Source organism: Bacillus sp. TH25, assembly GCF_016650935.1.
GTDB lineage: Bacteria > Bacillota > Bacilli > Bacillales > Bacillaceae_G > Bacillus_A > Bacillus_A mycoides.
In genome coordinates, this window is the sequence record NZ_JAEKEU010000039.1 from 949,093 (window position 1) to 967,112 (window position 18,020).

Here is an 18,020-nt window from a genome sequence, read left to right on the forward strand (position 1 = left end):
GGTAGTAGAGCCTTGTCTCTATTGCCTTTTTCATTGAGTTATTTCATGGCTTGGATGTGATAAAGATGATTTGTAGTATGACAGGATTTGGAAGATCGAAGGTAGAAAACGATACTTTTCAAATAACAGTAGAAATGAAGTCGGTGAACCATCGTTTTTTAGAAATGAGTATTCGGCTTCCGAAGCAAATGATGGCGTTTGAAGACAAGATTCGTAAAATAATTGCAAAGCAAGTTCGCCGTGGACGTATTGAAGTGTCTATTAGTATAACAGGCGAAGGGCTTGTTGAAAGAAAATTAACTGTGAATTGGGAACTTCTCAAGCAGTACCAATCCATTATGGAAGATATAAAAGGGGAATTTCAATTACAAGATTCTATTACACTCGGGCAACTAATGGGAATGCCAGAAGTAACGGCAGTTGAAGAAATAGAAAATGTAAATGAACAATTTGAAACCGGTTTATATGAAGCTGTTCGCCAAGCTGCTCATATGTTGAAAACGATGAGAGATGGCGAAGGAGAACGATTACATAAAGATATAGCATATCGTTTGCAAGAGATTCATAATTGTGTAAATGCAATTATTCCACATGCACCAATTGTTACACAAAAATATCGTGAACGATTAGAAAATCGCTTAAAAGAATTACATAACCAAGATTTAGATGAACAACGATTGTTGACAGAAGTAGCAATATTTGCAGAGCGTTCAGATATTCACGAAGAATTAGTTCGATTACAAAGTCATTTAGATCAATTTCGTGAAGCACTGCAAATTACAGAGCCTGTTGGAAGGAAAATGGACTTCATCGTGCAAGAGATGCATAGGGAAGTTAATACGATAGGTTCTAAGGCAAATGACTTAACAATTTCAAAATATGTCGTAGAAATGAAAAATAACCTTGAAAAAATTCGTGAACAAGTACAAAATATTGAGTAGCTTTCAAAAAATATATAAAGTTATACGTGGTGGAGAAATCGGATAGACTTACTAGGAGGCGCAAACTATGGCCATGCGGTTTTTAAATATTGGATACGGAAATATTGTATCTGCTCATCGAATTATTGCTATTGTAAGTCCGGAGTCAGCTCCTATTAAACGGACAGTACAGGAAGCGCGTGAACATAATGCTTTGCTTGATGCTACGTATGGGAGAAAAACAAGGGCGGTTATTGTTATGGATGATGGGCATGTAGTATTAAGTCCAATTCAGCCAGAGACGATTGCACATCGTTTGAATAATAAAGAAGATTTAAGTGAGGAAGGGTAGGTTTTACATATTTATGAGAAGTAGAAGAGGATTGCTCATCGTTCTTTCGGGACCTTCTGGTGTTGGGAAAGGAACGGTTCGAAAAGAGCTGTTTAGCCATGAAGACACACGTTTTCAGTACTCTATTTCAGTAACGACACGTAAACCGCGTGAAGGTGAAGTAGATGGTGTGGATTATTTCTTTAAAGAGAGAGAAGAATTTGAAGAAATGATTCGTAATGAAAAGTTACTTGAATGGGCTGAGTTCGTTGGTAATTATTACGGAACACCGATTGATTATGTTGAAAAAACGTTACAAGAAGGAAAAGATGTGTTCTTAGAAATTGAAGTGCAAGGAGCAATTCAAGTTAAGAAAGCCTTCCCAGCAGGTGTATTTATTTTCTTAGCACCTCCAAGTTTATCTGAACTAAAGAACCGAATTGTCGGCCGTGGTACAGAAACTGAAGATGTTATTGAAAATCGTTTAACTGTAGCGAAAGAAGAAATCGAAATGATGGACGCTTATGACTATGTTGTAGAAAACGATCAAGTTGAATTAGCTTGCGACCGAATTAAAGCAATTGTGGTTGGTGAACATTGCCGCCGCGAAAGAGTGGCAAAATACTATAAAGAAATGACGGAGGGTCTATAATTATGTTAAATCCATCAATTGACTCATTATTAACAAAAATCGATTCTAAATATACACTTGTAACAGTAGCTGCAAAGCGTGCACGTGAAATGCAAATTGCTGACAATTGTGTTATTGAAAAGCCTGTTTCTTATAAATGTGTAGGTAAAGCGTTAGAAGAAATCGATTTAGAAGTATTAAAATATGTACCAAGCGATGACACAATAATTGATTAAGACATTCTTTTCGACAAATTAAAACATAGACTTTATAATTTTCTATGTAACGGTAACAACCTATTTACAAGTAGGTTGTTATTTTTTTACGATAGGGATGAAAAGGAATCGAAAAAGACGGAACGAAATACTGGTACTGACGAGCTGGAAATTCTATTTCAGTAGAATAAGTTTGAAAAAGAAAGAGGACGAATCATATGCTAAAAGGGAAAAAGATACTTCTATGTGTAACAGGAGGCATTGCAGTTTTTAAGGCGGCTGCGTTAACAAGTAAATTGACACAAGCTGGCGCTCTTGTAAAAGTAATGATGAGTGAGTCGGCAATGAAGTTTGTTACGCCTCTTACATTTCAAGCACTTTCTCGCCATGATGTATATACGGATACGTTTGATGAGAGAGACTCGGCTGTTATTGCTCATATTGATTTAGCGGATTGGGCAGATGTTGTACTTGTTGCACCTGCTACAGCTAATTGCATTGGAAAGTTAGCTGGCGGTATTGCTGATGATATGATTACAACTACTTTGTTAGCTACTACAGCTCCAGTGTGGATTGCACCTGCTATGAATGTGCATATGTATGAAAATAAAATTGTTCAAAAAAACATGATGACGTTAAAAACATTAGGATATACATTTATTGAGCCTGGGGAAGGTTTTTTAGCATGTGGTTATGTAGCAAAAGGAAGACTGGAAGAACCTGAAGCAATTATTGGACGATTAGAAGAGGCTTTCTCAGAACAACAACCATTGCAAGGAAAACGAATATTAATAACAGCTGGACCGACACGTGAAAAGATTGATCCGGTTCGTTTTATGACGAATTTTTCTTCTGGAAAGATGGGGTATGCGATCGCAGAAGTTGCAGCAGGCTTAGGTGCTGATGTCATACTTGTGTCAGGACCGACAGCATTAGAGTCACCATTACATGTCACAACAATACAAGTAGAATCTGCACAAGATATGTTAGAGGCAGTCCTTCAGCATTATCAGAGTGTGGATGTTGTCATCAAAACAGCAGCCGTTGCAGATTACCGTCCGAAATATGTTCATGATAATAAAATGAAAAAGAAAAATGGCGATGCTGTAATTGAATTAGAAAGAACAGTGGATATTTTAAAAACGTTAGGTGAGAAGAAGGACCGACAGTTACTTATCGGTTTTGCAGCTGAAACGACAAACATAGAGGAATACGCAACGAGAAAATTACGTGAGAAAAATGCAAATATGATTGTTGCGAATGACGTGAAAGCGCAAGGAGCTGGGTTTGGTACGGATACAAATATTGTGACAATGTATAGAAAAGATGGAGAAATCATTGAGCTGCCACTTTTAACGAAGAAAGAAGTGGCTCGTGAAATATTAAAGCAAATAGAAATGATGTTAGAAGATGATTATGTATGAAGTTTGCAAGTGTAATTGTTGATGTACCTGCACGTCAAACAGATCGACCGTTTGATTATATTATCCCTAAAAAATGGGAAGATATCGTGCAAACAGGAATGCGTGTAGTAGTCCCATTCGGTCCGAGGAAATTGCAAGGTTTTATTATTGGCATAAAGGATTCGGTTGAACTAGAAAGTAAAAAGTTAAAAGCGTTGTATGAAATATTAGATGTCACTCCGGTTTTAAATGATGAATTATTAAAACTTGGGTATTGGCTTACAAGTGAAACGTTATGTTATATGATTTCAGCTTTTCAGGTGATGCTTCCGACGGCGATCAAAGCAACATATAAAAAGCGTCTGCAACTTCGTAACCGAGAAGAAGTTGCACCAGAAATTCTTTCTTTATTTCAAGGGAAGGAAACGATAGATTGGGAAGCTATCGAAGCACAGCCGCACCTATATCGCACTATTCAACAAGAAATTAAAAATGGTACGACTGAAGTGGTTTATCAAGTAAAGGATAAAGTGCAGAAGAAGAAACAAAGAGTAGTTCAACCGGAGTTGCCGGCAGATAAATTGGAATTAGCAGCATTTGAACTGAAAAGTAAAAAACAACAAGATGTACTCTATTATTTTGTAGAAAACTACAAAAGTGTACCGTTAAAAAATTTAACAGAAGAATTACAAATAACAGATGCTCCAATAAAAGCACTTGTTAAAAAGGGTCTAATCTCAGAAAAGTATGTAGAAGTATACCGGAGTCCGTATGACGATGATGATTTTGAACAAACGAAACCATTTCCGCTTACTGAGGAACAAAAACAAGTAATTACACCGATTTTGTCATCAATTACAAATGAAACTTACAATCCATTTTTACTATATGGTGTTACAGGAAGTGGTAAGACTGAAGTGTATTTACAATCTATAGCAGCGGTGCTCGAGAAAGGAAAAGAAGCAATTGTGCTTGTTCCTGAAATTGCGCTAACGCCCCAGATGGTAGATCGCTTTAAAGGTAGGTTCGGTTCGCAAGTTGCAGTTCTTCACAGTGCGCTTTCTGTTGGCGAGAAATATGATGAATGGCGAAAGATATTAAGAAAAGAAGTGAAAGTTGTAGTTGGTGCGCGTTCAGCTATTTTTGCTCCATTCGAAAATTTAGGAATCATTATTATTGATGAAGAGCATGAATCAAGTTATAAGCAAGAGGATAACCCAAAGTATCATGCAAGAGATGTAGCAGTGTGGAGAGGACAATACCATAAGTGTCCAATCGTTCTCGGAAGTGCAACGCCGACACTTGAATCGTTTGCTAGAGCGAAAAAAGGTGTCTATGGGTTGCTTACAATGGAAAAACGTATGAACAAACAAGCTTTGCCGACTGTAGAAATTGTTGATATGCGTGAAGAGCTTCGTGATGGAAATCGCTCAATGTTTTCAAAGGCACTGCATGAAAAAATAGCAGATCGATTAGAAAAGAAAGAACAAATGGTTCTCTTTTTAAATAGAAGGGGTCATTCTACGTTTGTGATGTGTCGTGATTGTGGGTATGTCGTACAATGTCCGCATTGTGATATTTCGTTGACATATCACAAAATGAACCATCGTTTAAAATGTCATTATTGTAGTCATGAGGAAAATATGCCAACGGAGTGTCCTGCTTGTAATAGTACGTATATTCGTTTCTTTGGTACAGGGACGCAAAAGGTTGAAGAAGAAATCACAAAACTATTCCCTGAGGCGCGGGTCATTCGAATGGATGTGGATACAACAAGCCGTAAAGGAATGCATGAAAAATTATTAAAGGCGTTTGGTGAAGAGAAAGCAGATATATTACTTGGAACACAAATGATTGCAAAAGGGCTTGATTTTCCGAAGGTGACGCTTGTTGGCGTTTTAACGGCGGATACGATGCTTCATCTACCTGATTTTCGGGCGAGTGAAAAGACGTATCAGCTATTGACACAAGTGAGTGGACGTGCAGGAAGACATGAATTGCCAGGTGAAGTTGTAATTCAAACGTATACGCCGGAACATTACAGTGTAGAATTAGCAAAGAATCAACAATATGATGTATTTTATGAGCACGAAATGCAAATGAGGCAAATGAGACAATATCCGCCATATTACTACGTTGTACTTGTAACTGTATCTCATCCGGAGTTATTAAAGGCAGTCCAAGTGACGGAAAAAATTGTCGGTCATTTACGAACGCATTGTTCAAGGCAAACAATGGTGTTAGGGCCGGTTGCTTCAGCAATTCCAAGGATAAAAGATAGATATCGTTACCAATGCATGATAAAATACAAACGGGAACCAAACTTAAAGAACGTGCTCAAAATGGTAAATGAACATTATCAAGCAGAAATGCAAAAAGAGCTACAAATCTCAATTGATTTTAATCCAACAATGTTAATGTAGCGGAGGGAAATATGGCAGTTTTAGAAATTGTAAAGCATCCAAATGAAGTGTTAGAAACACCATGCGAAAGAGTAATTAACTTTGATAAAAAGTTAGTGAAATTGTTAAAAGATATGCATGAAACAATGTTAATTGCAGACGGAGTTGGTCTAGCTGCGCCACAAGTGGGTGTAAGCTTACAAGTTGCTGTTGTTGATATAGGTGATGATACGGGTAAAATTGAATTAATTAATCCTGTTATTTTAGAAAAACGTGGTGAACAAGTAGGTCCCGAAGGCTGCTTAAGCTTTCCGGGACTTTATGGTGAAGTGGAGCGTGCAGATTACATTAAAGTACGTGCACAAAATCGTCGCGGTAAAATATTTTTATTAGAAGCGGATGACTTCTTAGCGCGTGCAATTCAGCATGAAATCGATCATTTACACGGTGTTTTATTTACATCTAAAGTGAAAAGGTATTATGAAGCAGGCGAATTAGAATAGGTTTAAAAGGAGCGGTTTTTGAATGATGAAAGTAGTATTTATGGGGACACCGGACTTTTCTGTGCCGGTGCTTCGTCGTCTTATCGAGGACGGATATGACGTAGTTGGTGTTGTAACGCAACCTGATCGTCCAGTTGGTAGAAAAAAGGTTTTAACACCTACTCCTGTTAAAGTAGAAGCGGAGAAACATGGTATTCCAGTAGTACAGCCGTTAAAAATTCGTGAAAAAGACGAATATGAAAAAGTATTAGCACTAGAGCCAGACTTAATTGTAACAGCAGCATTTGGACAAATCGTACCGAATGAAATTTTAGAAGCGCCAAAGTATGGATGTATTAATGTCCACGCATCATTACTTCCAGAACTTCGCGGTGGTGCACCAATTCATTATGCGATCATGGAAGGTAAAGAGAAAACAGGTATTACAATTATGTATATGGTAGAAAAATTAGATGCGGGCGATATATTAACGCAAGTAGAAGTAGAAATTGAAGAGCGTGAAACAACAGGTTCATTATTTGATAAGTTAAGCGAAGCAGGAGCACACCTTTTATCTAAAACGGTTCCTTTACTAATTCAGGGTAAACTAGAACCAATTAAACAAAGTGAAGCTGAAGTGACGTTTGCATATAATATAAAACGTGAGCAAGAGATAATTGATTGGACAAAAACAGGTGAAGAAGTATACAATCACATTCGCGGATTGAATCCATGGCCAGTTGCTTATACGACTTTGGCAGGACAAGTTATTAAAGTATGGTGGGGAGAGAAGGTCTCTATTACAGAGAAAGCTGAACCAGGTACAATAGTAGCTCTTGAAGAAGATGGATTTGTTGTTGCAACAGGGAACGAGACAGGCGTTAAAATCACTGAATTGCAACCATCTGGTAAAAAGCGTATGAGTTGTTCACAATTTTTACGTGGAACAAAACCTGAAATTGGTACGAAGTTAGGAGAAAATGCATGAGACAAAATGTTCGTGAGTTAGCTCTGGATGGCTTAATTCAAGTAGAAAAAAGTGGTGCATATAGCAACTTACTTTTAAATAATTTGATTGAAAAAAATACAATTGACAGAAAAGATATTGGTTTATTAACTGAAATGGTATATGGAACAATTCAACGTCGTGACACACTAGATTATTATTTACAACCATTTTTAAGAAAAAAGGTTGAAGCGTGGGTAAGAGTGTTGCTTCGCCTATCTCTATATCAAATGCTATATTTAGACCGAGTTCCAGAAAGAGCGGCTATTCATGAAGCAGTTGAGATTGCAAAGCGTCGTGGGCATAAAGGGATTTCAGGCATGGTGAACGGAGTATTGCGTTCAATTCAGCGAGAAGGTGTACCTTCGTTAGAAGAAATCGAAAATCCAGTAGAACGTCTTGCGATTGCAACGAGTCATCCAATGTGGCTTGTACAAGAATGGGCATCCGAATATGGTTTAGAGACAGCAGAGAAAATGTGTGAAGTAAATATGTTGCCACCTGTACCAACAGCACGTGTAAATGTTGATAAAGTAACGGTAGAAGAAGCGGTTGCGTTATTAGCTGATGAGGGTATAGAAGCAAAACGTGGCGAATTGTCAGAGGATGCAATTCAAATTGAAAGAGGAAATGTCGCACATACAGAAGCGTTCAAAAAAGGTTTCCTTTCTATTCAAGATGAAAGCTCAATGCTTGTAGCACGTGCTTTAGAACCGAATAAAGGAGATACAGTTCTAGATAGTTGTGCTGCTCCTGGCGGAAAAACAACTCATATTGCAGAGCGTTTGGACGGAACTGGTAAGGTAATGTCGCTTGATTTACACGCACATAAAGTACGTTTAATTGAACAACAGGCGAAGAGACTTGGTTTAGAAAATGTAGAAACGATGGCTTTAGATGCTAGAAAAGTTCAAGAGCATTTTGCAAATGAATCTTTTGACAAAATATTAGTAGATGCACCATGTTCTGGATTTGGTGTTATTAGACGTAAACCTGATATTAAGTTAGGTAAAGATAAGGGCGATAGTGAAAGGTTATCAACGATTCAACTTGCGATACTAGAAAAAATAGCACCATTGTTAAAACAAGGTGGTCGCCTTGTTTATAGTACGTGCACAATTGAAAAAATAGAAAATGAACAAGTAATAAAGCAATTTTTACAAGAGCATCCTGAATTTGAATGGGATACTACGATAAAAGATCGCATGCCAGAAAAGTTAAATCCGTATATTGATGAAGGTCAAGTACGAATTTTACCGCATTATTTTGCAACAGATGGCTTTTATATTGCTTGTTTAAGAAAGAAGGTGTAGCATCATGGAAACGACTGTAAAAAAACAAAAGAAAAATCTAGAAACAAAGAAACCATCAATTTATTCTTTACAACTTCATGAAATGCAAGATTGGTTAAAGGAACAAGGGGAACCTAAGTTCCGTGCAGGACAAATTTTTGATTGGCTATATAAAAAACGTGTAAAAAATTATGAGGATATGTCAAACCTTGCTAAAGGATTGCGCGATAAATTGTCGAATTCCTTTGATATTACTACTTTAAACACTTTAGTAAAACAAACGTCTTCGGATGGAACGATTAAATTCCTATTCCAGTTATACGATGGATACTCTATTGAAACTGTACTAATGCGACATGAATATGGAAATTCCATTTGTGTAACAACACAGGTGGGTTGCCGCATTGGCTGTACGTTCTGTGCTTCTACACTTGGTGGGTTAAAACGAAACTTAGAGGCTGGAGAAATTGTAGCGCAAGTAGTAGAAGTTCAGCGTGCGCTTGATGAAACAGAAGAACGTGTAAGTTCTCTTGTTGTTATGGGAATTGGAGAACCGTTTGATAATTATGATAACTTAATGTCATTCTTACGCATTGTAAATCATGAAAAAGGAATTCATATTGGTGCAAGACATATGACAGTTTCAACAAGTGGAATTGTTCCAAAAATTTATAAGTTCGCTGAAGAAGATATGCAAATTAATTTTGCGATTTCATTGCATGCTGCAAATACAGAGATACGTTCAAAATTAATGCCGATCAACCGTGCTTATAAGCTACCTGATTTAATGGAAGCTGTTAAATACTATGTAAATAGAACAGGGCGTCGTATTACATTTGAATATGGCTTATTTGGAGGAGAAAATGACCAAGTTGAGCACGCTGAAGAACTTGCTGCGCTCTTAAAAGGTGTAAAATGTCATGTAAACTTAATTCCGGTAAACTACGTGCCAGAACGTGATTATGTACGTACGCCACGAGAGCAAATTTTCTTATTTGAAAAGACGCTAAAAGATCGTGGAGTGAATGTAACCATTCGCCGTGAACAAGGTCATGATATTGATGCAGCCTGCGGTCAGTTGCGTGCAAAGGAGCGCAAAGAAGAGACGAGGTGACTAGATGAAAGCCGTGTTTCTATCGGATAAAGGAAAAGTTCGTCAACATAATGAAGATAGTGCAGGAGTTTTTCGCAATTTAGATGGAAATATTTTAGCGGTAGTAGCAGATGGAATGGGAGGTCATCGAGCTGGCGATGTAGCTAGCTCGATGGCTATTCAATTATTCCATGATTATTGGAAGCAAACGCATAATATGAATGAGCCTAAAAAGGTAGAAAAGTGGTTACATACTAACGTTGGAATTATTAATGAGCGCATATATGCTTACTCTCAGCAGCATGCAGAATGTAATGGCATGGGAACAACACTTATAATAGCCATTTGTACATCGAATTTTGTGACGATAGGTCATATAGGAGATAGTCGTTGTTATATGGTATCAGAGGGGAAAATGACGCTTGTAACGGAAGATCATTCGCTTGTAAATGAACTTGTAAGACATGGCGAAATTTCAAAGGAAGATGCAGAATATCACCCGAAAAAGAATGTTTTGTTAAGAGCATTAGGAAATGAAGAAACAGTTGGATTAGATGTTAAAACATTGGTGCTTGAAGAAGATGATCAATTACTTCTTTGCTCGGATGGATTGTCTAACAAAGTTTCTATTGCTGATATGCAACAAATTTTACAATTGAATGAACAGCTCGAGGCGAAGGGAGAGCATCTCATTCAATTAGCAAATGATCGTGGTGGAGAAGATAATATTACCCTCGTTATTATTGATTATACGGATTCGACAAACGAAAGTAGGTGAAGTGCAACGTGCTGATTGGAAAACGCTTAAATGACCGTTATAAGCTGCTGAAAATGATTGGCGGTGGAGGAATGGCCAATGTATATTTAGCTCATGATGATATACTTGGTCGAGATGTAGCGGTAAAAATATTAAGACTCGACTATTCAAATAATGAAGAGTTTATTAAACGTTTCCATCGAGAAGCGCAATCTGTTACAACGTTGTCGCATCCAAATATTGTGAATATGTATGATGTTGGGGAAGAGGATGATATATATTATCTTGTAATGGAATATGTACCTGGACGAACATTGAAGCAATACATAATTGATCGAGGGATGTTACCGATAGGAGAGGCTCTTGATATAATGGAGCAGTTAACGTCCGCTATGGCACACGCCCATCATTTTGAGATTGTACATCGTGATATTAAACCGCACAATATTTTGATTCGAGATGACGGAGTGGTCAAAGTAACAGACTTTGGAATTGCGACAGCTACAAGTGCAGCAACAATTACACATACAAATTCGGTGCTCGGTTCGGTGCATTATTTATCACCAGAACAAGCGCGCGGCGGTATAGCGAATAAACAATCAGATATTTATTCACTTGGGATTGTTATGTTTGAATTGTTAACAGGAAGACAACCGTTTTCTGGTGAATCTGCTGTTGCAATTGCGTTAAAACATTTACAAAATGAAATGCCATCTCCAAAAAGATGGAATGAAAATATTCCACAAAGTGTTGAAAATATTATATTAAAGGCAACTGCGAAAGATCCGTTCCATCGATATCAATCTGCTAACGCGATGAAACGAGATATTGAAACAGCACTATACCCAGAACGAATAAATGAACAACCATTTTACATACCAGAAGATATGGAAGCAACGAAAGCGATTCCAATTATTCAACAAGAACAACTATTTCAAAATGTAAGTGATGAAACGATTGTATTAAAAGGAAGTAAAGTGGATGAACAAGTAAGAAAAGAAGAGACCAAATCAGGTAAGAAGAAAAAGCGAAATAATAAATGGCTGAAAGTTTTAATTACAACTTTTTTACTTTTAGCGATAGGGATAACCTTAGCACTTACTGTTATTCCAGGCTTCTTTATTCCGAAAGATGTGAAGGTTCCTGATGTGGCTGGTATGAAATATACGACAGCTGTAAATACATTAGTTGAAAAAGGTTTTGAAGTTACTGAACCTAATCTTGTATATACAGATGATGTTGAAGCCGGAAAAGTGATAAAAACAGATCCTATAGCAGGAAGAGTAGTGAAAGAAAACTCTAAAATTACTATCTATCAATCAGGTGGGAAAAAGAAAAGTAAGATGCGTGATTTGACAGGAAAAGATTTCGAGAGTATAAGAGCTGAGTTAGAAGAAAAATATAAACAAGTTACAATAAATTATATTGAAAATGATAAGCCGAAAGGTGAAATTGTAGAGCAAATACCAACGCCTGATCAAATGGTTATAGAGACAGAACAAGAACTGAAAATTTGGGTAAGTAAAGGACCTTATCAAATAAGACCAGGTGATTTTTCAGGATGGACTGAAAATAGTGTAAAAGGTTATTTAAATGAAAGAAAGCTTGTTTCTGATATAAAAAGAGAGTATTCAGATACGGTTGATAAAGGTCTTGTTATTTCACAGTTACCAAAGCCTGGGACACCTTTAAAAGAAGGAGATAAAGTATCGATTGTTATCTCCGATGGTCCGAAGCCTAAAGTGACGAAAACGGTAAAAGTGGATAACATTTCTATCCCATATGAAGCTTCTGCAACAGGTGAGAAAAAGCCGCAAACAATAGAAATTTATAAAGAAGATATGCAGCAAAAAATGGATAAACCAGTTGAAACGAGAACAATTACTGAGTCAGCGATTATTTCTTTAGAATTTGTAATTCAAGAAGGTGCAAAGGGACACTATAAAATTGTCCGAGATGGAGTAACGATTATGGACAAGGAAGTACCATATCCAGCTCAATAATAGTGAATTCCATCGTCCTTATATAGAAGATGGAATTTATTACTCTTGCCTGTTATGCTGTCTACATCGTGGACTGTATAACAGGCAAAAATATATGATTCAAAAAGCTGTAAAAGTGATACTGTTGTAAATAATATTTCGAATTTGATGGTAGATTAAATATATGAACCTGGATATATATTTGGTGGGCTTTGAATTAATTGTTTAAAGAACGCTAGTCTATTCATATTTAATTGCAGTTTCATTTTATACAAAATAAAGGAGAATTATATGCCAGAAGGAAAAATTGTAAAAGCTCTAAGTGGGTTTTATTATGTGCAGAATGAGGAAGGGATTACACAATGTCGTGGGCGTGGTGTATTTAGAAAGAATAAAATTACGCCACTTGTAGGAGACCAAGTTGTTTTTCAAGCGGATAATCCGAATGAAGGTTATGTGTTAGAAGTATTTGATCGGAAAAATGAACTTGTTAGACCTCCTATTGCTAATGTTGATCAAGCTATTCTTGTTTTCTCTGCGGTAGAACCAGATTTTAATCCAGGACTGTTAGATCGATTTTTAGTATTAATTGAATATCATAACATTAAACCAATTATTTGTATTAGTAAGATGGATTTAGTAGATGAAAAAATGAGAGAAACTGTTGAATCTTATGCAAATGATTATCGTGAAATGGGTTATGATGTGTTGTTTACTTCTATAAATACATCGGAAAGTATTGATATTCTGAAACCATTCTTAGAAGGTTGTATTTCCGTCGTTGCAGGCCAATCTGGTGTTGGGAAATCTTCAATGCTAAACGTATTACGTCCAGATTTAGAATTGAAAACTAATGATATTTCTTCACATTTAGGACGTGGAAAGCATACGACAAGACACGTAGAATTAATTACAGTTGGAAGCGGACTTGTTGCGGATACACCTGGTTTTAGTTCGCTTGATTTCATAGATATAGAGGTAGAAGATCTTACATATTGTTTTCCAGAGTTGAAAGAAGCGAGCCAATACTGTAAATTTAGAGGGTGTACACACCTTGCTGAACCGAAATGTGCGGTGAAAGCTGCGGTTGAAGAAGGAAAGATTACCGAATATCGTTATAAGAATTACAAACAATTCGTAGAAGAAATTAGAGAGAGAAAGCCGAGGTATTAGTCATGATTAAAATTGCACCATCGATTTTATCAGCAGATTTTTCAAGATTAGGGGAAGAGATTAAAGATGTAGAAAAAGGCGGAGCTGACTACATTCACGTCGATGTAATGGATGGGCATTTCGTACCAAATATTACGATTGGACCATTAATTGTAGAAGCAATCCGTCCGATTACATCATTACCGTTAGATGTACATTTAATGATTGAAAATCCTGATAACTATATCCCAACTTTCGCAAAAGCGGGAGCGGATATTATTACTGTGCATGTAGAAGCGTGTCCTCATTTACATCGCACAATTCAGTTAATTAAATCTCATGACATTAAAGCAGGGGTTGTATTAAATCCGCATACTCCAGTTTCAACGATTGAGCATGTATTAGAAGATATAGACATGGTATTACTTATGACAGTAAATCCTGGATTTGGCGGGCAGAAGTTTATTCATTCTGTATTACCGAAAATCAAACAAGTTGCAGAAATGGTTAAAGAGCGAAATCTAGAAGTGGAAATTGAAGTTGATGGTGGTGTCAACGCTGAAACGGCAAGACTTTGTATTGAAGCAGGAGCGAATGTTCTTGTAGCGGGATCAGCAGTATACAATCAAAAAGACCGCGGTGAAGCAATTCGTGTAATTCGCGGATAAAGAATGAACGAACCTTTATCCTAGTGAAGCTTCTAGTTCATTAAGACTTCACTATTTATACATGTTAGAGTGGCAAATAAGGAGAAAGGCAATCTACCGAATGGCAGATTGCCTTTTTACAATAGAAGGGGAAGGAAAAATGATTATTCATATTTTAGCGGGAGGACCTGCAGAATACTGCGCAGATTTTTCTCGGTATGAAAATGAAGAAGTAGTTTGGGCGGCTGTTGATAGAGGAGTGTACCGTTTGTTGAAAAGAGGAATCACTCCGGCTGTTGCGTTTGGGGATTATGATTCAGTTACTGATGAGGAATTAGCATGGATGAGGCAGCAAACAAATGAATTACATATTGTCCCGCGAGAAAAAGATCAAACAGATTTAGAAATTGCAATTAGCTGGGCTTTAGAACAGAAACCAAAATTAATTCGTATTTTTGGTGCTACTGGTGGAAGACTTGATCATGGTTTAGCAAATATTCAGATGATTTTAAAGGGATTAGAAGTAAATATAGAAATGTGTATTGTGGACAATAAAAATGAAATAATGGTGAAAAAGTTTGGTATGTATATAATTGAAGGAAACGAACATTTTCCATACGTATCATTTGTACCAGTTACTGAAAGGGTAGAAGGCATTACACTTCACGGTTTTAAGTATCCTCTTACTAATAAAACAATAGAGTGGGGATCGACACTTTGTATTAGTAATGAACTCGTTGAGGAAAAAGGTACTTTTTCATTCACTTCTGGCATATTAATGATGATAAGAAGCACTGATTGAAGAAACAATTTTGCTCCTTGCATCATATAGTGAACAAGTGGAGTAATGGGGATTAGGAGGGAAACCATGAGATTTTATACAATTAAGTTACCTAAATTTCTTGGTGGAATTGTTCGTGCGATGTTAAATACCTTCAAAAAAGACTAAAAAAAGCACCTATTAACGGTGCTTTTTCCAATGGTATAATAAAAAAAGAGCCTAGCGGCTCTTTTTTTTATTATTAAACACGTTCGATTTTGCCAGATTTTAATGCTCTAGCAGAAACGTAAACACGTTGAACTTTTCCGTCGATGCGTACGCGAACTTTTTGAAGGTTAGCGCCCCATTTACGTTTTGTAGCGTTCATTGCGTGAGAACGAGAGTTACCAGAACGAGCTTTTCTTCCAGTGATAGCACAAACACGAGCCATTTATATTTCCCTCCCTTAACTACCGTAACATACGTAATTTTTCAATGTTAGCCTTTTATGCGATGCTAAAAACACTACTATAATTTAACACAACTAAAAAGAGAATGCAACACCGTAGGAAAAAGAAATCAAGAAAAAATACTTGACACTATATGTCAATGAAGAAAAGGTGAAATCAAGAAAAATTGCTTGACATATTATAGTGGTACATGTTGTATAATAACAATGGACTATTTTGCTCATCATAAAAAAATGTAATTTAAAACATAAAATATGAGAGTGAAAAAGAAAGAACGATGGAATTTTCTTTAAAAAGATTATATGATAGTAACTAAAGTAGTCTAGCTCACTTTCACCATTTATGAAGGGGGAAACGAGATGTCAATTGAAATTAAAACGAAGTACGGTCAAATTGATATTAGTACAGATGTAATTGCAACAATTGCTGGAGGTGCCGCAGTAGATTGCTACGGTATCGTAGGTATGGCATCAAAAAATCAGTTAAAAGATGGATTAACAGAAATTTTACGAAAAGAAAACTTCACTAGAGGCGTTATTGTTCGTAAAAATGAAGATGAAGTACATATTGATATGTATATTATTGTGAGCTATGGTACGAAAATTTCAGAAGTAGCACATAACGTGCAGACTAAAGTGAAATATACATTAGATCAAACTGTAGGACTAGCAGTAGATTCTGTAAACATCTACGTACAAGGAGTTAAAGTAATAAACTTGTAATGTGCATTAAGGAGGAAAATCTGTGTCAATTCAAAAAATTGATGGAAAACGTTTATCACAAATGATCATTCAAGGAGCCAATAATTTAACAAATAATGTTCAGCTTGTTGATGCATTAAACGTATTCCCAGTTCCAGATGGCGATACCGGTACAAACATGAACTTATCAATGACTTCAGGCGCACGTGAAGTGAAAGCAAATCCTTCACAGCATGCTGGTAAAGTCGGTGTAAGTTTAGCCAAAGGATTATTAATGGGAGCTCGTGGTAACTCTGGGGTTATTTTATCTCAGTTATTCCGTGGTTTCTCTAAATCCATTGAACAAAAAGAAGAATTAACGACAGTTGATTTTGCTGCAGCTTTAGAAGCTGGAGTAGAGGCAGCTTACAAAGCGGTTATGAAACCAATTGAAGGAACGATTTTAACGGTTGCAAGAGAAACGGGTAAATATGCAGTGACAGTTGCGAAAAAACAGCGCGACTTTGTTTTGTTTATGGAAGACGTTGTAAAAGAAGCAAACGCATCGTTAAATCGTACGCCAGATTTATTACCTGTATTAAAACAAGTTGGCGTTGTAGATAGCGGTGGTAAAGGTCTTGTTGTTGTGTATGAAGGATTTTTAGCTGACTTAAAAGGAGAAACGATTTCTTCTAATATGCCTGCCCAACCATCTATGAATGACATGGTACGCGCAGAACATCACCGTAGTGTACAAAGCCAATTGAGTACAGAAGATATTAAGTATGGATATTGTACGGAATTCATGGTGAAATTAGAGCCTGGAAAAATGAAGGAACATAATTTCTCGGAACAAAAATTCCGTGAAGATATTAGTGTGTACGGAGATTCACTACTTGTTGTATCGGATGATGAGGTTGTTAAGGTTCATATTCATGCGGAACATCCTGGAGATCCTATGAACTATGGACAACGTTACGGTAGTCTAATTAAGATCAAAGTAGAAAATATGCGTGAACAGCATACTGCTTTATTAGATGAACCTACCATGGTACCTGAACAAACGAATCAGCCAATAGAGAAACAACCGTATGGTATTGTAACTGTAGCTATGGGATCGGGTATTAAAACTCTATTTGAGAGCATTGGTGCAACGAAAGTTATCGAAGGTGGTCAAACGATGAATCCGAGTACGGAGGATATTGTGAAGGCGATTGAAGAGGCGAATGCTGAAAAAATCATCATCTTACCAAATAACGGGAATATCGTGATGGCAGCAGAACAAGCAGCGTCAGTTGTAGAACAAGAAGTTATTGTTATTCGTTCAAAAACAGTTCCTCAAGGTATGGCTGCAATGTTAGCATTTAATCCAGTTGGAACGCTAGAAGAGAATGAAGAAAACATGAAAGAAGCTTTAGCTCATGTGAAAACAGGTCAGATTACGTATGCTGTTCGTGATACGGAAATTGACGGTGTAGCGATTCAAAAAGATGATTTCATGTGTATTGCAGATGGGAAAATTGTATCTACAAATGCTGAGAAAGTAGGAGCTGCAAAGCAATTACTAGAAGCGCTAATTGATGAGGATTCTGAAATCGTAACGATTCTACAAGGTGAAGATGCAACAGATGAAGAAGTGGCTAAATTAGTTGCGTTTGTAGAAGAGAACTTTGAAGATGCAGAAGTAGAAGTACATGCAGGGAACCAACCGGTGTATTCTTTCATCTTCTCTGTAGAATAAGAAAAGATTCGATTTGAAAATAAATGGGTTACTTCCTTGCTAATGGATAAGAAATA

The 18,020-nt window shown here is 36.8% G+C and carries 19 protein-coding genes; 18 read left to right on the forward strand and 1 reads right to left on the reverse strand.

Going from position 1 to position 18,020, the window contains the following annotated elements; genetic code table 11:
* Positions 1-65 precede the first annotated feature (65 nt).
* The 16 genes from JFT89_RS28895 to spoVM all read left to right on the forward strand — a co-directional run bounded on the left by JFT89_RS28895 (position 66) and on the right by spoVM (position 15,262).
* Complete coding sequence (locus tag JFT89_RS28895) at positions 66-941, forward strand: YicC/YloC family endoribonuclease (RefSeq protein ID WP_016096224.1); 876 nt, start codon at positions 66-68, stop codon at positions 939-941.
* A gap of 67 nt (positions 942-1,008) precedes the next feature.
* Positions 1,009-1,272, forward strand: coding sequence for an extracellular matrix/biofilm regulator RemA (remA, locus tag JFT89_RS28900; RefSeq protein WP_001251456.1), 264 nt, complete (start codon positions 1,009-1,011; stop codon positions 1,270-1,272).
* A 13-nt stretch (positions 1,273-1,285) separates the two neighbouring features.
* On the forward strand, positions 1,286-1,903 hold the full coding sequence (gene gmk, locus JFT89_RS28905; protein ID WP_002014492.1) for a guanylate kinase: 618 nt from the start codon (positions 1,286-1,288) through the stop codon (positions 1,901-1,903).
* 2 nt (positions 1,904-1,905) lie between these two features.
* A complete protein-coding gene (rpoZ, locus tag JFT89_RS28910; RefSeq protein ID WP_002014493.1) occupies positions 1,906-2,118 on the forward strand; it encodes a DNA-directed RNA polymerase subunit omega in 213 nt (70 codons plus the stop codon).
* Between the two features lie 197 nt (positions 2,119-2,315).
* Positions 2,316-3,521 (forward strand): bifunctional phosphopantothenoylcysteine decarboxylase/phosphopantothenate--cysteine ligase CoaBC, encoded by a 1,206-nt coding sequence (coaBC, locus tag JFT89_RS28915; protein WP_002014494.1) that lies wholly within the window; start codon positions 2,316-2,318, stop codon positions 3,519-3,521.
* Positions 3,518-5,923: a primosomal protein N' gene (gene priA, locus JFT89_RS28920; protein ID WP_002137952.1), complete on the forward strand. Its 2,406-nt coding sequence runs from the start codon at positions 3,518-3,520 to the stop codon at positions 5,921-5,923. Before coaBC ends, priA begins: the two co-directional genes overlap by 4 nt.
* An 11-nt stretch (positions 5,924-5,934) precedes the next feature.
* A complete protein-coding gene (def, locus tag JFT89_RS28925; protein ID WP_002014496.1) occupies positions 5,935-6,405 on the forward strand; it encodes a peptide deformylase in 471 nt (156 codons plus the stop codon).
* A gap of 22 nt (positions 6,406-6,427) precedes the next feature.
* Positions 6,428-7,372 carry a methionyl-tRNA formyltransferase gene (fmt, locus tag JFT89_RS28930; protein ID WP_002014498.1) on the forward strand — a complete coding sequence of 315 codons (945 nt, stop codon included), beginning with the start codon at positions 6,428-6,430 and terminating at the stop codon, positions 7,370-7,372.
* Positions 7,369-8,703 (forward strand): 16S rRNA (cytosine(967)-C(5))-methyltransferase RsmB, encoded by a 1,335-nt coding sequence (gene rsmB / locus JFT89_RS28935; protein WP_002128834.1) that lies wholly within the window; start codon positions 7,369-7,371, stop codon positions 8,701-8,703. Before fmt ends, rsmB begins: the two co-directional genes overlap by 4 nt.
* Positions 8,704-8,707: 4 nt before the next feature.
* On the forward strand, positions 8,708-9,796 hold the full coding sequence (rlmN, locus tag JFT89_RS28940) for a dual-specificity RNA methyltransferase RlmN (protein WP_002014500.1): 1,089 nt from the start codon (positions 8,708-8,710) through the stop codon (positions 9,794-9,796).
* Positions 9,797-9,800: 4 nt separating this feature from the next.
* A complete protein-coding gene (locus JFT89_RS28945; RefSeq protein WP_002066780.1) occupies positions 9,801-10,553 on the forward strand; it encodes a Stp1/IreP family PP2C-type Ser/Thr phosphatase in 753 nt (250 codons plus the stop codon).
* Between the two features lie 8 nt (positions 10,554-10,561).
* A complete protein-coding gene (gene pknB / locus JFT89_RS28950; RefSeq protein WP_016096225.1) occupies positions 10,562-12,535 on the forward strand; it encodes a Stk1 family PASTA domain-containing Ser/Thr kinase in 1,974 nt (657 codons plus the stop codon).
* Positions 12,536-12,805: 270 nt separating this feature from the next.
* On the forward strand, positions 12,806-13,687 hold the full coding sequence (gene rsgA, locus JFT89_RS28955; protein WP_002014503.1) for a ribosome small subunit-dependent GTPase A: 882 nt from the start codon (positions 12,806-12,808) through the stop codon (positions 13,685-13,687).
* 2 nt (positions 13,688-13,689) lie between these two features.
* Positions 13,690-14,334 (forward strand): ribulose-phosphate 3-epimerase, encoded by a 645-nt coding sequence (gene rpe, locus JFT89_RS28960; protein WP_002014505.1) that lies wholly within the window; start codon positions 13,690-13,692, stop codon positions 14,332-14,334.
* A gap of 100 nt (positions 14,335-14,434) precedes the next feature.
* Positions 14,435-15,115: a thiamine diphosphokinase gene (locus tag JFT89_RS28965; protein WP_002066782.1), complete on the forward strand. Its 681-nt coding sequence runs from the start codon at positions 14,435-14,437 to the stop codon at positions 15,113-15,115.
* Positions 15,116-15,181: 66 nt separating this feature from the next.
* Positions 15,182-15,262 (forward strand): stage V sporulation protein SpoVM, encoded by an 81-nt coding sequence (gene spoVM / locus JFT89_RS28970; RefSeq protein WP_001213599.1) that lies wholly within the window; start codon positions 15,182-15,184, stop codon positions 15,260-15,262.
* Positions 15,263-15,335: 73 nt separating this feature from the next.
* Here the strand turns inward: spoVM and rpmB are convergent, their stop codons facing one another.
* Positions 15,336-15,524 carry a 50S ribosomal protein L28 gene (gene rpmB, locus JFT89_RS28975; protein WP_000124776.1) on the reverse strand — a complete coding sequence of 63 codons (189 nt, stop codon included), beginning with the start codon at positions 15,522-15,524 and terminating at the stop codon, positions 15,336-15,338.
* Between the two features lie 378 nt (positions 15,525-15,902).
* On the opposite strand from rpmB, the gene JFT89_RS28980 reads away from it, so the two are divergent.
* Entirely contained in the window at positions 15,903-16,265 is a 363-nt protein-coding gene (locus JFT89_RS28980; protein WP_002014507.1) for an Asp23/Gls24 family envelope stress response protein, read from the forward strand.
* Between the two features lie 22 nt (positions 16,266-16,287).
* Positions 16,288-17,964: a DAK2 domain-containing protein gene (locus JFT89_RS28985; RefSeq protein ID WP_002066784.1), complete on the forward strand. Its 1,677-nt coding sequence runs from the start codon at positions 16,288-16,290 to the stop codon at positions 17,962-17,964.
* Positions 17,965-18,020: the final 56 nt, after the last annotated feature.

Coding starts and splice junctions, on each gene's coding strand:
- JFT89_RS28895 (WP_016096224.1), top strand. CDS start 66: ATGATTTGTAGTATGACAGGATTTGGAAGATCGAAGGTAGAAAACGAT.
- rsgA (WP_002014503.1), top strand. CDS start 12,806: ATGCCAGAAGGAAAAATTGTAAAAGCTCTAAGTGGGTTTTATTATGTG.
- JFT89_RS28945 (WP_002066780.1), top strand. CDS start 9,801: ATGAAAGCCGTGTTTCTATCGGATAAAGGAAAAGTTCGTCAACATAAT.
- fmt (WP_002014498.1), top strand. CDS start 6,428: ATGATGAAAGTAGTATTTATGGGGACACCGGACTTTTCTGTGCCGGTG.
- def (WP_002014496.1), top strand. CDS start 5,935: ATGGCAGTTTTAGAAATTGTAAAGCATCCAAATGAAGTGTTAGAAACA.
- priA (WP_002137952.1), top strand. CDS start 3,518: ATGAAGTTTGCAAGTGTAATTGTTGATGTACCTGCACGTCAAACAGAT.
- remA (WP_001251456.1), top strand. CDS start 1,009: ATGGCCATGCGGTTTTTAAATATTGGATACGGAAATATTGTATCTGCT.
- rpe (WP_002014505.1), top strand. CDS start 13,690: ATGATTAAAATTGCACCATCGATTTTATCAGCAGATTTTTCAAGATTA.
- rlmN (WP_002014500.1), top strand. CDS start 8,708: ATGGAAACGACTGTAAAAAAACAAAAGAAAAATCTAGAAACAAAGAAA.
- coaBC (WP_002014494.1), top strand. CDS start 2,316: ATGCTAAAAGGGAAAAAGATACTTCTATGTGTAACAGGAGGCATTGCA.
- JFT89_RS28965 (WP_002066782.1), top strand. CDS start 14,435: ATGGCAGATTGCCTTTTTACAATAGAAGGGGAAGGAAAAATGATTATT.
- rpoZ (WP_002014493.1), top strand. CDS start 1,906: ATGTTAAATCCATCAATTGACTCATTATTAACAAAAATCGATTCTAAA.
- JFT89_RS28980 (WP_002014507.1), top strand. CDS start 15,903: ATGTCAATTGAAATTAAAACGAAGTACGGTCAAATTGATATTAGTACA.
- gmk (WP_002014492.1), top strand. CDS start 1,286: ATGAGAAGTAGAAGAGGATTGCTCATCGTTCTTTCGGGACCTTCTGGT.
- rpmB (WP_000124776.1), bottom strand. CDS start 15,524: ATGGCTCGTGTTTGTGCTATCACTGGAAGAAAAGCTCGTTCTGGTAAC.
- spoVM (WP_001213599.1), top strand. CDS start 15,182: ATGAGATTTTATACAATTAAGTTACCTAAATTTCTTGGTGGAATTGTT.
- rsmB (WP_002128834.1), top strand. CDS start 7,369: ATGAGACAAAATGTTCGTGAGTTAGCTCTGGATGGCTTAATTCAAGTA.